10 protein-coding genes are annotated in these 17114 nt (G+C 36.5%); 1 reads left to right on the top strand and 9 read right to left on the bottom strand.

The genetic code is table 11. The features are described 5' to 3' along the window. Positions 1–7: 7 nt before the first annotated feature. The 7 genes from HAV12_RS08510 to HAV12_RS08480 all read right to left on the bottom strand — a co-directional run bounded on the left by HAV12_RS08510 (position 8) and on the right by HAV12_RS08480 (position 12324). A complete protein-coding gene (locus tag HAV12_RS08510; RefSeq protein WP_171569264.1) occupies positions 8–3256 on the bottom strand; it encodes a TonB-dependent receptor in 3249 nt (1082 codons plus the stop codon). A 623-nt stretch (positions 3257–3879) separates the two neighbouring features. Further along, positions 3880–5262, bottom strand: coding sequence for a phosphoglucosamine mutase (gene glmM, locus HAV12_RS08505; RefSeq protein ID WP_171569263.1), 1383 nt, complete (start codon positions 5260–5262; stop codon positions 3880–3882). Between the two features lie 320 nt (positions 5263–5582). Further along, positions 5583–7511, bottom strand: coding sequence for a glucosamine-6-phosphate deaminase (nagB, locus tag HAV12_RS08500; RefSeq protein WP_171569262.1), 1929 nt, complete (start codon positions 7509–7511; stop codon positions 5583–5585). A 325-nt stretch (positions 7512–7836) separates the two neighbouring features. Then, positions 7837–9210: a sugar MFS transporter gene (locus HAV12_RS08495; protein WP_240345252.1), complete on the bottom strand. Its 1374-nt coding sequence runs from the start codon at positions 9208–9210 to the stop codon at positions 7837–7839. Between the two features lie 168 nt (positions 9211–9378). After that, complete coding sequence (locus tag HAV12_RS08490) at positions 9379–10305, bottom strand: NAD-dependent epimerase/dehydratase family protein (RefSeq protein WP_171569261.1); 927 nt, start codon at positions 10303–10305, stop codon at positions 9379–9381. A 5-nt stretch (positions 10306–10310) separates the two neighbouring features. After that, on the bottom strand, positions 10311–11414 hold the full coding sequence (locus HAV12_RS08485) for a phosphotransferase enzyme family protein (RefSeq protein WP_171569260.1): 1104 nt from the start codon (positions 11412–11414) through the stop codon (positions 10311–10313). A 1-nt stretch (position 11415) separates the two neighbouring features. Beyond that, positions 11416–12324: a sugar phosphate nucleotidyltransferase gene (locus HAV12_RS08480; protein ID WP_171569259.1), complete on the bottom strand. Its 909-nt coding sequence runs from the start codon at positions 12322–12324 to the stop codon at positions 11416–11418. A 319-nt stretch (positions 12325–12643) separates the two neighbouring features. On the opposite strand from HAV12_RS08480, the gene HAV12_RS08475 reads away from it, so the two are divergent. After that, positions 12644–13684, top strand: a complete 1041-nt coding sequence (locus tag HAV12_RS08475; RefSeq protein WP_132035515.1) for a substrate-binding domain-containing protein — start codon at positions 12644–12646, stop codon at positions 13682–13684. Positions 13685–13886: 202 nt separating this feature from the next. On the opposite strand, the gene HAV12_RS08470 is transcribed toward HAV12_RS08475, so the two are convergent. Next, the gene (locus HAV12_RS08470; protein ID WP_171569258.1) at positions 13887–14522 is read right to left on the bottom strand and encodes a carbohydrate-binding family 9-like protein; all 636 of its coding nucleotides are present in this window, start codon (positions 14520–14522) and stop codon (positions 13887–13889) included. A 76-nt stretch (positions 14523–14598) separates the two neighbouring features. Next, a complete protein-coding gene (locus HAV12_RS08465; RefSeq protein WP_171569257.1) occupies positions 14599–16458 on the bottom strand; it encodes a T9SS type A sorting domain-containing protein in 1860 nt (619 codons plus the stop codon). Positions 16459–17114: the final 656 nt, after the last annotated feature.

Here is a 17114-nt window from a genome sequence, read left to right as displayed (position 1 = left end):
TTTTTTATTAAAACTTAAGATCAATTCCTACTGTGTATGTTTTTACATTTGGATATGCTGCTGCATAACCATCTGTTTCAGGATCTATACCATCATATTTGGTAATGATGAAAAGGTTTTGCCCGTCTACTCGGACAGCTGCCCCCTGCATGTATTTTCCAAACCATCTTTTTGGAAGATTATAACTTAACGATACGCTTTGCAGACGAACAAATGAAGCATCCTGGAGGAAGAAATCGCCTGAACCGTATTGTGTGTATCCAAAATGGGAAGCCGGACGCGTATTTGTCGGGTTATCGGGTGTCCATCTGTCGTACACACTTCGCAGCGCATTTCTTCCGTTTTGTGCTACTCCTACTGCCGTTACACCATAGGCAAAATCGGTCTGGTCTACTATTTTTCTACCGAACATTCCATTGAAAACAAAATTCAGCTGAAAGTCTCTCCAGATAATGGTGTTGCTTAAACCTGCTGAAAAATCAGGGTCTGCCGAGCCCAATAAAACGGTATCGGCTTCATCAATTCTTCCATCAGCTTCACCAGTTCTTAAAAATACTCCGTTTGCATCTGTTACGGGATTTCCTGCTCCGTCTCTGACAAAACCATTGATATCTTTAATTTTGATTTGACCCGGAAATAAATCAGGCTGGGCCGGCACTACTTCGCCAATCTGCATAATTCCGTCGGATAGCTGACTGTATTGTGCACGTAACGGATCGTTGTAACCCATGTAAACGGATGGTTTCCAGTCCGGAGCTCTTTCTTTCCAGTTGGTTTTAAATTGGGAGTATGTAAAAGTGGTATTCCATTTAAAATCAGGTGTGCGGACATTTACGGTACTTATTGTAACTTCAACTCCTTTGGTTTGTGTACTTCCGATGTTAGCCCAAACCGTATTTATTTCATGGTAACTATTAATCGGTTTTTCCATCAACAAATCTGAAATTACTCTGTCGTATACCTCTACCGAACCTGAAACTCTTCTGTTTAACAATTCGAAATCTACACCAAAATTCTTTTCTGTTGTTGTTTCCCATTTCAAATCAGGATTTTCTAAACGGCTTGCAAATACTCCTGTCCAGATTGATTCGTCAGCGTTTAAATAAGCTGGCTGTGCATAAAATGCACCTTTAGAAAGTCCGGCAGAATTACCAACTGAACCGTATCCAAATCTAAATTTAAGTTGGGAAACATAATCTGCAATACCAGTCATAAAAGACTCCTGAGAAGCATCCCAGCCTACTGAAATAGACGGAAACAAAGCGTATTTTTTATTGGCAGCAAAAAAACTTACTCCATCACGACGTATCGTAGACGTCAACAGGTATTTGTCTTTATACGAATAGTTTATTCTTGAAAAGTAGGAGCGATAACTATCTTCGTTTTTAGAGGATGTCGTTAATTTTGTTCCCGCTCCCGCATTCATATTGTTCCATAAAAAAGCGTCGGTAATAAAATTACTGTTTCCTAATGATGCTCTTTCATTTCTAAAGGTCGATTGAGAATAACCCGCCATAAAAGTAAAGGAATTGTTATCTCCTATTTTTGTATTATAAGTTAAGATAATATCCAGTAAATCATCATCTTTCTTTTGTGAATTGATAGATGCTTTACCGTTTTCCAATGCCCCATACAAGGTCGTTCTTGGCAAATACGTACTTCTGCTGGTATTTCCCTGATCAAAACCTGCCTGAAATCTTGCCGTAAGACCTTTAAGCGGTTTTATCTCCGCATAAAAATTGGTCATGGTTCTGTCAATAACACCTTCGTCAGAAATGGTTAACAAGGAATAAGGATTCGGTTCTAACGCATTATCCGGATTAATTGGATAATTGCCAAACTCATCTATCGCTACAATGTTTGGTCCTTGCTGAATCGCTGACCTGATAATTCCTGAATTTTCGAACTGATCACCCCCTAATTGTGAGTTTTGATTTTTAATGCGGCTTTTGGTCATGTTCATACCAAAATTAATATAGTCCGTCAGTTTCTGATCGATACTAAAATGAACCGTGCTTCTTTTTAATCCGGAGTTTTTAACAATTCCTTCCTGATCGAATAAATTTCCCGATAAAAAGTATTTTGTAGATTTGGTTCCGCCTCGCAAGGATAAATTATGCTGCTTCACCATTCCGTCTCTTGTAACCAGTGACAACCAGTCTGTACCCGCTCCCGCATTTCTGATCTGCTCGTCGGAATATACTCTTTTGTACGGAATTCCGTTTACCGGAGCTGCATTTGCCTCCTCTAAAGTTTTGGATGAATACGGATATACCCTGTTGATAAACTCCCAGTTTTCTTTTGAAGCATCATTTCGCAGCTGCATCCATTCCTGTAAATTCAGAACGTCATAACTATCGTTGTATTTCTGGAAGGAATAAGAACCGGAATAATCCACTCTTACATCGCCTTCTTTTCCTTTTTTAGTCGTAATCATAATGACCCCGTTTGCGGCTCTGGCACCGTATATGGCAGAAGCACTGGCATCTTTTAAAACCTCAATCGATTCGATATCATTGGGGTTAAATGAATTTAGAATACTTTGCGTACCCCCATCGTAACGGTTTCCTGTTCCGGGCTGCTGCAAATTTGTTACCGGAAATCCATCAATAACAACCAAAGGATCATTACTGGCATTAATAGAACCTGCACCACGAATCTGAATATTAAATCCACCACCTGGCTGCGCACTGTTTTGCGTAATCTGCAAACCGGCTACTTTTCCCTGAAGTGCTGTTAAAACAGAAGGTGCCGAAGATAAATTAAGTGTTTCTCCTTTTACGGAAGACATTGCCCCTAATACATTTTTCTTTTTCTGGGTTCCGTACCCTACAATAACAACCTCATTTAAGGTTTTTGAGGACGGAACCATAGAAACTTTAATATTCGTTTGGTTAGCAATTAAAACTTCTTTATTATCATATCCTACATACGAAAGCACTAAAGCTTCTGTATTAGAAGGAACTACGATTGTAAATGTTCCGTCAAAATCAGTTGTTGTGCCTCTTGGTGATCCTTTCGGGACAATCGTAACACCAATCATTGGCTGTCCCAACTCATCGAGAACAACACCTTTAATGGTAATATCGGCTTCTGATTTTTTATTTCTGATTTCTATTTTTTTGCCGGTATCCGTGGACGATGCGGCATTTACTTTAACAACAGTGACTATCAGAACTAAAACTGTAATTATTGCTTTTAAATTAAATTTTAATTCCTGATAGTTACCGTACAGTAACTTGTTACTTTTTTTCATATTATTCTGGTTAGTTTAATGGTTAATGTGAAAAGCATACTTTGTGGTAAAAAAATGGTTAGGAATTTTTAGAAGACACAAAGCAAAAAGGCTCAGGTTATGTTTCTTTTGGTTTCATATTTTTTTGGTTTTTAGTTTTTGTTTTTTGTCTTGTTTTTGTTTGGTTATTTATTTTAATCTGCTTTTTTTTCCTTTTAATAATCAGTTGCTTACTGCACTTTTCAATTGTATCTTTTTCAATTTAACATCTGTTTTTCCTTAAAAAAAAATGCCTTAAAAAAGTTATTTTTTAACTTACTATTGGCTAAACTAAATAATATTTTTTAATAAGCAATGGTAAAATCAAGAAAATGTGTTCGTGCACATGAAAAAAGTGTTTTCGAACACATTTTTTAGAAAAAGTATTATTAAATTCCTACTTATTTTTAAATTTCACCATTAAAGAATTTAAATAATTATCAGAAAAAATTAATTTTACTTTAAAAAATATGTCTTTTAATTTGAAATTCATTTAATTAAAAAACGCAATAAAAATTAATATTTCTATATCTAAATCAGGCATTTAATTGTATTTTGAAATGATAATCCTAATTTTAAAAAACGGAATTTATCCCCAATAAGAATTACAGCAACTCTTTGATTTCAACAATGAATTTTTGGGCTAATTCGTCTGCTTTTTTTTGTGAAATGCTCTCGGTGTAAATCCGAATAATGGGTTCCGTATTTGATTTTCTCAGATGTACCCATTCGTGCTCAAAATCAATTTTGATTCCGTCGATGCAATTCGGCTTTTCGGTACTGAATTTCTGAGCTATTTTTTCCAGAATTTCATCCACATTAATTTGCGGCGTCAGTTCAATTTTACTTTTGCTCATATAATAGTCCGGGTAACTTTCGCGAAGCGCTTTGCACGAAATTCCGGCCTGTGCCAGGTGCGATAAAAACAAAGCAACACCTACCAGCGAATCTCTGCCATAATGGGATGCGGGATAAATGATTCCTCCGTTTCCTTCTCCTCCGATAATAGCATCAGAAGCTTTCATTAATTCAACAACATTGACTTCTCCCACGGCACTGGCCTGATACTTTCCCCCATGTTTTAAAGTAATGTCCCGTAACGCTCTTGAAGAAGATAAATTGGAAACCGTATCGCCCTTAGTTCTTCCTAAAACGTAATCAGCACAGGCTACCAGAGTATATTCCTCGCCAAACATAGACCCGTCTTCGCAAATAATCGCCAATCGGTCAACATCAGGATCCACCACAATTGCAAAATCAGCTTTTTCTTTTACCACTAATTCCGAAATATCTGTAAGATGTTCTTTCAGCGGTTCCGGATTATGCGGAAAATGACCGTTGGGTTCGCAATACAATTTGATACAGGCCACACCCAATTGCTCCAGCAAAGCCGGAATTGCAATTCCGCCTGTTGAATTAACGGCATCTACCACCACTTTGAAATTTGCTTTTTTAATCGTCTCAACATCTACCAAAGCTAATTTTAAGACTTCGTCAATGTGTCGATTGATATAACCTTCTTTCTTTTCGTATTTCCCAAGATCGTCTACTTCTGCAAATACAAAAGTTTCCTCTTCTGCTATTTTCAGGATTTTTTCTCCTTCAACAGCGTTCAAAAATTCCCCTTTTTCGTTCAGTAATTTTAAGGCATTCCACTCTTTCGGATTATGACTTGCTGTGATGATGATTCCGCCATCCGCCTGATCTAATGTCACCGCAACCTCCACTGTTGGCGTTGTTGACAAACCGATATCTATTACGTTAATTCCCAAACCTGTCAAAGTATTGGCGACCAGATTGCTGATCATTTCTCCTGAAATTCTGGCATCCCGTCCTAAGATGATGTTTAATGATTCTTTTTGATTTTGTCCTTTTAGCCACATGCCATACGCAGCGGCAAATTTCACGGCATTCACAGGAGTTAAATTCTCATTTACAACTCCCCCGATTGTGCCTCGTATTCCTGAAATTGATTTTATTAATGCCATTTTTATTTAGTATTATTTATGCTGGAAAAAATTTAACCACAAAGTGCGTAAAGGTTTTATGCTGAAGTTTGAGTGGAAAGGACCGCAAAGCTTTCTGATTAAAGTAAGTTGTGATTTTTTTTGCCACAGATTAAAAGGATTAGAATGATTATAATGATTTTTTTGCCACGAATTGCACGAATTATCACGAATTTAATTTGTGTAGATTTCGCTATATCTTGTGTTGTGTGAACCAAGCAGTATATAAAATCCCTTTAATCTTTTAATCTGTGGCTAAAGAGCTTACTTAGCCCCTTAGAAACTTAGCATGTTAGAAACTTCTAAAAAATCCATCTTACAAAGGCTTCCATAGCCGCATAACTCGCCAGACCCATCTGTTGGTATACTTGTGCTGTTTCCCTGTTTCTGTCCTCGGCTCTCTGCCAAAATTCCCTGGCGTCCGTTCCCTGAAAAACAACCCCGTCTTTTTGTGACTGGTGTTTGAAAATTCCGTGGCGTTTGGCCAACACCTGGTCAGGGCTCATGGGTACCGCCATTTCGACTTCGTCAATTCCCCATTCCTGCCATGCTCCTCGGTACAGCCATAACCAGCAGTCGTCCATAAAGGATTTTGGTTTTAAGGCTTTTACCGCTTCAAAAATAGCATCCAGACACACTTTATGTGTTCCGTGCGGATCGGCTAAATCTCCGGCTGCGTATATTTGGTGCGGTTTTATTTTTTCAATCAAATCGATGGTCAGTTGGATGTCTTCTTTTCCGATTGGTTTTTTCTCGATGGTTCCGGTTTCATAAAACGGAAGTTCCATAAAATGAATCTGATCATCGGTCAAGCCCACAAAATGACTGGTTGCTCTCGCCTCCCCTTTTCGGATCAGTCCTTTGATGTAACGAACTTCGGGAATGTCAATTTCGCTGTTCTTTTTATTCTCCAGAAAAGTTTGTGCTTTTTGATAAATCGTATCGGCTTCGGCACTTTTGATTCCGAATTTTTCATTGTAGTCTATTACGAATCGCGCAAAACGTAAGGCTTCGTCGTCGGCAACAGCAATATTTCCGGAGGTTTGGTAGGCTACGTGCACTTCATGTCCCTGCTCCTGCAGACGCATGAAAGTTCCTCCCATACTAATGATATCATCATCCGGATGCGGACTGAAAATCAGGACACGTTTTCTGGCAGGTTCTGCTCTTTCCGGACGGTTGGAATCATCAGCATTGGGTTTTCCGCCTGGCCAGCCTGTGATTGTATTTTGTAATTTATTGAATATTTTAATATTGATGTCGTATGCCGGACCGGAATCAGCCAGTAAATCACTCATTCCATGCTCAATATAATCAGCATCAGTAAGCATTAAAATTGGTTTTTTAAGCTGTAGTGCCAATCCTAAAACCGCTTTACGGGTTAATTTATCGGTCCAGATTACTTTTTCTACCAGCCACGGTTTGTTGATTCTGGTAAGTTTCGAAGAGGCTTCTTTATCTAAAATAAAAACAGCGTTGTCATGTTCCTGCAAAAAGGAAGCGGGTACTCTGTTCGTTACTTCATCTTCTACTGATCTTTTGACAACATTGGCTTTTCCTTCTCCCCAGGCCAGCAGGATGACTCTTTTGGCTTCCATGATTTTTTTTACTCCAAGTGTAATCGCGGTTCTGGGCGTATTACTTAGTCCGAAGAAATCTTTACTGGCGGCTACTCTCGTAATATGGTCTAAAGCTACCAAACGTGTTTTGGAGTTTTGAAGCGATCCCGATTCATTAAAACCAATATGTCCGTTTCCGCCAATTCCGAGAATCTGCAAATCGATTCCGCCCAAGGCTTCAATTTTAGCTTCGTAATCATGACAGTAATCGGCTATTTGTTCTTTTGATAGAAGTCCGTCCGGAACATGGGCGTTTTCAGGTAAAATATCGACATGATCAAACAACAGTTCTTTCATAAAACGAACATAGCTGTTGATGGAATTGGGTTCCATCGGATAATATTCGTCCAGATTAAAACTGATTACATTTTTAAAACTTAATCCTTCTTCTTTGTGCAAACGAACGAGTTCCGCATACAATCCTTTTGGGGAAGATCCTGTTGCAAGTCCTAAAATACAAGGCTGGCCGATTTTTTGTCTGGACTGGATTAAAGCTGCAATTTCCTTTGCCACCGCTTTAGAAGCATCAGACGAATTTTCAAAAACAACTGTATTGATATTTTCGAATCGTTTTTCAAAACCTGTTGCTTTATCTACATTACTTTTTATCATTTTGAATTCTATTTTATTATGTTTTCTTTTATTTTAAAACTGCCTTTGCGATAAAAAAAGGCATACGTTGGGCCTTAGCATATCAAATAATAATCGAGTGCTTTATTGTGATCTGAAAATCAGATCGAGGAATTAAAAAATTATATTATGTACAGTTTTGTCCTGCTGAGCGAAGTAGAAGGATTACACTAGAAATTCCGCAAACCAATCTTTGTCGATTTTCTAGTGTGATTACTCCTTCGTCGAAATGACAAACTTTGGGCAGAACTTCATGAAACCTCAAACTTGAAACTTGAAAACTGAGACTGAGACTAAAAACTTCTCCCTACCAGCTTCTGTATTTATGCCCTTTGAAAGCAAAAAATACAATCATAAGATAAGCAGGCAATAAAATTAAATAGGCCAGTTGATTTCCGCTTTTTGCCGTTGCTACAATACCTGCGGCTATGTTTGCAGTATTGATATTGTCTGCCAGCAAACCATAGAATAACGGAAAAACTGCCCCGCCGATGATTCCCATGATTAAGATCGCACCTCCAATTTTTGTATACCCTCCCAGATCCTGAAGCGCCATTGGCCAGATTGCGGGCCAGCAAAGTGCATTGGCCAATCCTAAAAGCGCGACCAAAATAATGATTAAAGGTAATTGCGGAATTCCGGGCAACTGAATCATAATCTTAGGAGAAAGCAGTACGATTAATGTTACTAAAATAAGGCCTAAAAACCCCGATACTTTTAAGGCAAAAACCTGCGAAACATATTTGGGGATCAGTGTGATTCCTAAAATATAACCAACCACCATGGCAGTCATCGTAAACGAAGTCAGTTTTAAATAAAAAGCGCCATTTTCGCCATAAACGCCCAATTGTTTTCCGAAACCACCAATCGAATCTCCGGCTAAAACTTCGGCAGCAATGTACACCATTAGCGTAATCACACCAAAAACCAGTTGCGGATGTTTGAAGGCTTCTTTTATTTGTTTGAAAATACTCAGATGCGCTACTTGTCCCTCATTGTCCAAATTGATTTCAGGAAGCGGGGAAAACTTTACCAAAACTGCCAGGACCAGCATAATTCCGGCCATGTACATATAAGGTGTTTGCAATTGCAGGGCCAGTAAATCGAGCGCGCTTTCTTTTTGAACTGAAGTCATTACGGCAATTTTATCTGCCGAATAATCCCCAATATTAGACAAAACCAATGACGTCAATAGTAACGGAGCCAGAAAACCTGCCAGTTTATTGGCAATTCCCAATATACTGATTCGTGCGGCGGCACTTTCTCGCGGACCAATTACAACTACATACGGATTGGCAGCTGTTTGCAAAACGGCCAAACCGGTTCCCATTACAAATAAAGCGATTAAGAACAGCCCAAAAGTTCGGGCTTCGGCTGCCGGATAAAATAATAATGCTCCAACGGCAATCACCAGTAATCCTAATGAGATTCCGTTTTTGTAGCCCACTTTTTCGATTAGGAAAGAAGACGGAATTGCCATGACAAAATAAGCAATATAAAAGGCAAAGGTCACGAAATACGATTGTGATTCGGTCAACTCACAAGCTAATTTAAAAAACGGAATTAGCGGTCCGTTGAGCCAGGTTACGAATCCAAAAATAAAAAATAAGGAGGTTAAAATAACCATTGGAATCAAAGTACTGCTTTGTTCTTTTTTTAAAGTAATATCGATTACTGACATAGTATTGGTTTTTGAGTTAGTTATTGTTTTTTAAAAATTAACAATTCAGAATTAAAAATTAAAAATCTTTGAAATCGTAATTATTCTCATAATCTATACAATTTATTATAAGTAAAACATCTTTTTTGGGCAGCACAAAATGTATACTTTTTATGTGTTAATTTTTTTTTATTTACTGACTAATTCCTGATGGTAAAAAAGAATGGTTTCTTCTAAGGCTTTATCAATCGTATATTCAGGTTTGAAACCCAATTGATTGAATTTTTCAGGATTGGCTTTCGAATGTTTGATGTCACCGGGTCTTTGTTCGAGAAATTTTATCTGCGATTTCGAATTGGTGATTTTTATAATTTTTTCGGCTAATTCTAAAACCGAAGTACTGTGTCCGAGTGCTACATTATAGGTTTCATTTCCTTTTTGAGAAGCCAGGATATTAGCTTTCACCACATCTTTTACATAAATAAAATCTCTGGTTTGCGATCCGTCGCCATAAATGGTTATGGGTTCATTTTGGAGTGCTTTATTAATGAAGATAGGCACTGCCGCGGCATAAGCCGATTCGGGGTTCTGGCGCGGGCCGAAAACATTAAAGTAGCGCAACGATGCTGTTGGCACCTGATACTGATCGAGATACATTTTTAAATAATATTCTCCGTCTAATTTTGTAATGGCATAAGGCGTCATGGGTTCCGGAAACATGGTTTCTACTTTTGGCAAAACAGGATTGTTGCCATAATTCGCTGCCGATGTTGATAACACCACTTTACAGCCTGTATTATTTCTCGCAGCCTCCAGAATATTGATGGTGCCGACAGTATTAATTTCGATACATTCTTTAATTTTCAATAAGGATTCAGGAACGCTGACCAATGCTGCCAAATGAAAAATTCCGCTTGCCCCGCTCACCACTTCATTTACTAAATTTTCATCGCGAATATCTCCTCGTACAAAATCGACATTTAATCCGTTTAAATTGTGTTCGAATCCCGTTCTTAAGCTATCAAGTATCGTAACCTGATGTCCTTCTTTTGATAAATGCTCCGCAATATGGCTGCCAATAAAACCAGCACCTCCGGTTATTACATATTTTTTCATTCTTCTTATTTTAATGATCCTATGAAATTCAGATTGTAATCTTCCATTTCTTTAAATTGTACCGAAAGACTTTCAATTAGTTTAAATTGATTTTTAGAACGATCCAGGTTGTGTTCCGGATATTCCGTTTTATAATAAACATCATCATTTAAAAAATCAGTCAGAAAACGCAATGCCATAATAAATACCATCGTTTTGGCACCAAGCGGCAGATATTTTATCTCTAATAAAGACAGGGATGAATTTGTTTTTTCAAGAAAACCTTTTACATACGCTTTATAATACTGTAAATTGAAATTAACAAGTTCCAGGTTTTTTTCATCTTCGGCAGCCGTATTACAAATGGTTCGTATGGCATCTCCGAAATCATAATGAATAATTCCCGGCATCACCGTATCAGTATCAATGACACATAGTCCTTTTTTATTGGTATCAAAAAGTGCGTTTGATATTTTGGTATCGTTATGCGTAACTCTCAGTTTTATTTTCCCGGTATCTTTTAAGTTTTGCAGAACATGCATTTCCTGTTTAAGTTCGTGAACCAGATTAATGCAGGTTTTGGCTTGTTCTATTCGTTGTTCTGAAGCTTCTTTTAAAGCAATATCAAACTGCGCATAACGAAAAGCCATATTATGGAAATTCGGAATTACCTCTGTTAATTTTCTGGCATCAAAATCACTGGTAAGATTTAGAAATTCACCAAATAATTTTCCGCCTTCATAGGCAATTTCTTCATTATTCACGGTTTCAAAAGTTAAACTGCCTTCTATATACACCATCACATTCCAGAAATTCCCGGCTGCATCCTGATAATAAAAAATACCTTTTTTGGTGCCGATAAAAGTTAAAACGCGACGTTTTAGTTCTTCTTCAGATAAATGTTTTAATTTTTTCAGCAAATGTTTACTTACGCTCACCTTGTTGCCAATAAGGCCGGGAACGTCTTTAAAAACGCCATCGTTAATGCGCTGCAGAATAAACTGTTTACGGCTATCAGTTGTTATCAAATAAGTATCGTTGATGTGACCGGAGGCCAGTTCTTCAAAATTTTTGAAAACCTCTGTGTGGTCAAACTGGTCGAATATAAATTTTAAATGTTCCGCTTCCATATTACCACAGATTAGTTGGATAAACTTTTTGGGCTCTCAGTTTTTCGATTTCTTTTTTAACAATTTCCTTATCTTCCTTGTAGGTAACTCCAAACCATTTGGCATTCGACTGAAGTACTTCAAGCGAGGCGTTATCTGATTTTAGAATTTCATTTACAACCGATGTAATAAAAAATTCAGCTTTTAAATCGTGTTCGTTTTCTTTCAGGAATTCCTCAAAAAGAGCACCTCCAAATTCAAAACATTTTGGTGTAAAACCCCAGAAATTCATAGAAACGATTGTATTTTCATCAATGGGAATAAAATCACCTTGATCATCTTTACGCATGAGGGTTCCGTTTATTTTTTCGATATGGGTACGTTCGGTAACATCGGTCAGAAAATTATTTTCATCTACCTGACATTCGCCTCTTGACACGAAGCCATGATCGGAAACCGTATTTTTCAGGAGATAGGCCATCATGTTGAAATGATAGGATTCCTTGTCCATTTCGGTTAAGGCTTTTGCCATGATCTCAAAAGCTTCTTTTCCGTAAAAATCATCGGCATTAATAATCGCAAAATTTTCGGTTACCTCATCCTTTGCCATTAGCAGGGCATGCCCCGTTCCCCAGGGCTTTTTTCTTTCCGGATTTTGATATTGTTTCGGAACATTGTCAATTTCCTGAAAAACATATCCTACTTCGGCTTTTCCTTCCAGTTTTTTATTAAATATTTCTTTGCATTCTTCTTCTATATTCTTACTTATAATAAATACAAATTTTCCAAAGCCTGCCTGCAATGCGTCATATATCGAAAAATCCATAATGGTATCTCCTTCCGGAGTAAACGTATCTAACTGTTTTAATCCTCCATATCGACTTCCAATACCTGCCGCCAAAATCACGAGAGTAGGTTTACTTTTGCTCATTTAAATAGTATATTAATGGGTTTATTATTTTAATTGTTTTGGTCGTGTTTTATTTTTTCAATTCGTTCTAAAAAAGCAATCTTCAAAAATGGAATTCAATATTAAAAACTTCTCTTATAAATTGAAAAATAAATATTAATCTGACAATAATTACGTTAATATCATAAACTATATGATTAATATTCGGCTAAAATATATATTAATATTCTATAAAAAAAGAAAATTGTGTTAAAATGTGCTCGAACACAATTAAAATGTTTTCGAACACATTAAATTTAATATTTTCTCATATTCGATTTTTATATATATTTGTTTTTATATGGAAAAAATTTATACAATTAAGGATATTGCAGAACTTGCAGGTGTTTCTAAAGGCACTGTAGATCGCGTTTTGCACAAAAGAGGAAAAGTCTCGCAGGATGCTCTTGACAGGGTGAATGAAGTTTTGGATAAAATTGATTATCAGCCCAATTTAATGGCCCGAAGTTTAAAAAAGACGCAAATTTATTCCATATGTGTTTTATTGCCGGATTCTCAAAACGATCCGTATTGGCAGCCGTGTATCGATGGTATCAATGAAGCCAAAAAAGAGTTTAAATCTTTTAATGTTAAGGTTGAAATTTTCTTATTTGATGCCACAAGTACGGCCTCTTTTGTAGAAACGAATAAAGCGGTTTTAAATGCATCTCCGGATGCGGTTCTTCTTGTTCCTTTATTTCACAAAGAAGCTATTGACGCCATTGAAACCTATAATTCTAAAGGTATAATTTCCAGTATTTTTAATAACCAGCTTAAATCGAGTTCCATAAAAAGTTTTGTGGGTCAGGATTTATTTCAAAGCGGAAGAATTGCCGCAAGGTTATTGGATTTATTGCTTCAAAAAGGAACCATCGCTATCATTCATATTGATGAAGATTATGAAAATGCGATTCACATGCAGGAAAAAGAAAAAGGGTTCAGGGATTATTTTGATCAGCTGGAAAACAGAGCATTTGAAATCAAAACTTTTAAAGTAAAACATCCTCAGTTTAAAACAACACTTAAAGAGTATTTAGAGTCAAATCCAACTATTAGCGGACTTTTTGTAACGACTTCCAAAGCTTATCAGGTGGCAAAAATTATTGCTAAAAATCCCGAAAGAAAAATTGCTCTTGTGGGTTATGATTTATTAGAGAATAATCTAGAATATTTAAATAATAAGACCATTGACTTCCTGATTCACCAAAATCCGAAACGACAGGCTTATCTCGGAACAACAAATTTAATAGAACACTTTATTTTCGAAAAAGAGATTACTGCCGAAAAGCTTTTGCCAATTGACATTATTAATACCGAAAACGCAAAGGATTATTTTTTATAAACTATTGAGCGTAATTTAACCGCAAAGTGCGCTAAAGTTTACGCAGGGTTTGCAAAGCTTTTTTTAATCGCGCAAAGTCGCAAAGTCGCAAAGTTTTTTTTTAGTTTTCCTTTGCGACTTTGCGACTTTTGCGAGAAATAATGTAGCCTGCTTTGCGTAAGCTTTAGCGCACTTTGCGGTTAAATCAGTATTCAGCTAATTTTTAAATTAAAGTCAAAGTACCAAAAGAACTAGCAATATGAAAATTAGGTACTTCGGTATTCGGATTTACCCATGAAATCCAGATGGGTTCAAAAAGATTATTAGCAGCTTTTATATATTTTGCCCTGTAAATTCCGGCTTCGATACTATTGTCTTTAATCAAATGAAAGTTTTTTAAAGACTGAATGCTGATTGCTATTTCAACAACAAAATAATTTTCCTTGATATTTGATTGTACAGTAATATCATTTTCAGGCCAATTCCAGTCAAAATCAAATCTTTTCGCTGGAGATGCTTTGAAATCCATAATTCTTGGCGTTGGGTCAATTTCTAAACAATAGTATGGATTTAGGGCTGCGTCTGTCCTGAAAAAAATCTCTACCCGGTCTGATTCTCCAATACTGTCAATAGAATCATCTTGCCTGTCAATATGAACATTATCATCATGAACAATGTAACAAAAATAAATATTTTCAGTATCCCATAATGCTCTAAACTCCATCCTGTCAGTACTTAACTCATTCCAGGGCGAAGTAAAATCGGTTAGAATTTCTGCTTTATCCCAAAAAGGATTATCTCCCAGGCCATTTATTTGCAAAATGTTTTTTTCGATACGGTTTACTGCATAATTTTTCATTTTAAAAAGGTACGGTTTTTTTAAAAATAAAAAGGGAGCAAAAGAATAATATCTCCCTGCTCCCTAAAAGTATTAATTATTTAAGATATATCTTATTGTTGCTGATTTCGTTATCGGCATTAATTTGAAGAATAACCAATTGTGATTTTTTCAGATCCGAAACATTAATGGTTACTGTACTGGTAGCATTATATTCTTTTCTTACAAGTACGCGGCCATTTAAATCTAATACTGAAATACTTGCTGAATTGATGTTTTTTCCAAAGTTAATATTGATTTCTTCTGACGCCGGATTAGGATAAATAGAAAAGCTTGGGGCAATTTCCTGAGCTGCTTTAACTACAGCTACTGATTTAGCCGTTGATCCTGTTTGCAGTTCTGAGCATCCTATATCAATTCTTCCATTTCTCTTTCGAATATCATCATCAAAATCTAAGGTGCCGGAATAAGTACTATTGTAAGTCGGATCTCCTTTATCAGTAGCAAAAGCGCCTGATGCTAAAGTGAAATTAAAAGCAGCAGCATTTACAAATCCCGGTAATCCAACTACAGAATTAATATCCTGACTCGTTGCTGTTGCAAATTGTGCCGGATTATAAGAGCCTGTTGCTGAACTTCCGTTGAAACTAACTCCCGTTAAATCGATAATGAAATCTGTATTTCCTTCTCTGTAAAACAAATTATAATTAGATGCAAAACCCGAAACGGTGTAACCATAAGAAGCTAAAAGTGCTTTTTTACCCGTTGTAGCATACAAAATATTGTTTTTGAAAGTAATTCCGGAACTGTTTTGCAAATGCACTTCACCACCGTAAATATCAGCAATCGTTCCCACAGCAACACCGGCAATGGTAGTAACACCATTAATAACGGCTCCGGTTCTGTTTTTATAAAAAGTGTTATTGTAAATTTTTGTGTTGCCAACGCTTGTTGTATAGCCGCTTCCGATCACACCGCCAAAAATAGCTCCCGTGACAACATTATTATAAACCGAATTATTGTTTACGATATGTCCGGTAGACTGACCTCCATTTCCGGTAGCTGTATTTTGTTCAGAGCCTACAGCAATTCCGACACCACAATTATACACTTCATTTCTTTGTACCGTAACATTTAATGCACCATCTACATAAATACCGGCACTATTGGCAACGGCGCTCATACAATCAAAAACTTCATTTGAACCGATAACTCCATTCCTTGCCTGGTTGTTACTTGTTGCCCCTGTTGAAGTATAGTTTCCGGCAGCTACAATTCCGATATTGGCAATATCATAAACCGTATTTCCTGAAACCGAGAAACCATTTACATTTCCGGTTACGGTCACAGCTTCTCCCCAGCCTGTGGCACAATTCGCTACTTCATTATTTTCAATTTTAACATTAGTAATTGCGTAGGTACCATTTCCTCCATCGACTTTAATAGCATTGGTAACGATTCCGCTATTAGCAGGAATTGAAGAAAGATTGTTGCTGATCCAGCCAATATTTTTAACAATACAATTTTTAATTGTAATGTTGTTTAGATTGGCTGCTGCACCGGAATTGGCCAGAATCCATATTCCTTTACTGCCATTTCCAATTTTATTGGAAATCGTTAAACCATCAATAGTTACGCTGCTTGTGTTGACAATTCCTAATACATAAGTATCCGTACTTGTCCATCCCGAAGCGTTGATTACTACAGCAGCTGAACCACTTTTTTGAATAGTCAGGGGTTTCCCGACAAAAATAGGTCCTGTAACGGGATAAGTTCCTGAAAGCACCAATACCGTTCCGCCAGATGGGGCTGCCTGAACTCCTTTTACAATTGTTTTAAATGGTAAGGCAGCTGTACCAGTTCCTGTAGTATCATTTCCAGCTGTTGAGACATACGTCTGAGCAAAGCCCTGCACAAAACACAATAAAGTAATAAATGTAATTTTCCTGATTTTCATAATTTTAATAATTTAGGTTAGTGATTAAAAAATATTTTAAGACTATATACAATCGAAATAGAAATCGTTCAGGATTACATTGCTGTTTTTTATTAAAATCAAACTACGCAATGTGGTATTTATGACGAAAAATTTCAAATTAAAAACATACCTTTTTTGACAAAAAAAAGTTTTTAAAAATGTAATTTGAAACTAAAATAAATAATGTTATTCGAATAACAATAAAAAATGTGCTCGAGAACAAAAATATATTGCTATTTTGTATTTAAGTAAGTTTTTACTTATTTTAAAAGCGTTTTAAAAAATGTGCTTGAACACAAATACTAAAAATAGTACATAAATTTAAAAAAGATATTTTTGTATGAACCTAAAATCAAGTTGAGCCGGAAGAGCTGTAAAAGGAATTATGAAGACTCTTAAGGTACAAACCAGAGTACAAACATTTTTTTAAATAGAGTAAAAAAATAAAATCCAAATTCCGGTTTTAACCGCAAAGCATGCAAGGAAAAAAACGCAAGGTTCGCAAAGTTTACTGTTTAAGCTTTGCGAACTTTGCGTATCAGGATAACTACAGTATTGCGTGCATTGCGGTTAAACACGACACGATAATAAATAAAAAATCCCAAACTCCGGATTTGGAATTTGGGATTTTTAAC

The organism is Flavobacterium sp. CLA17 (assembly GCF_013112255.2).
Classification (GTDB): domain Bacteria; phylum Bacteroidota; class Bacteroidia; order Flavobacteriales; family Flavobacteriaceae; genus Flavobacterium; species Flavobacterium circumlabens.
The sequence above is the reverse complement of the archived record's forward strand: the minus strand, read 5'-3'. Positions and strand labels throughout refer to the sequence as shown.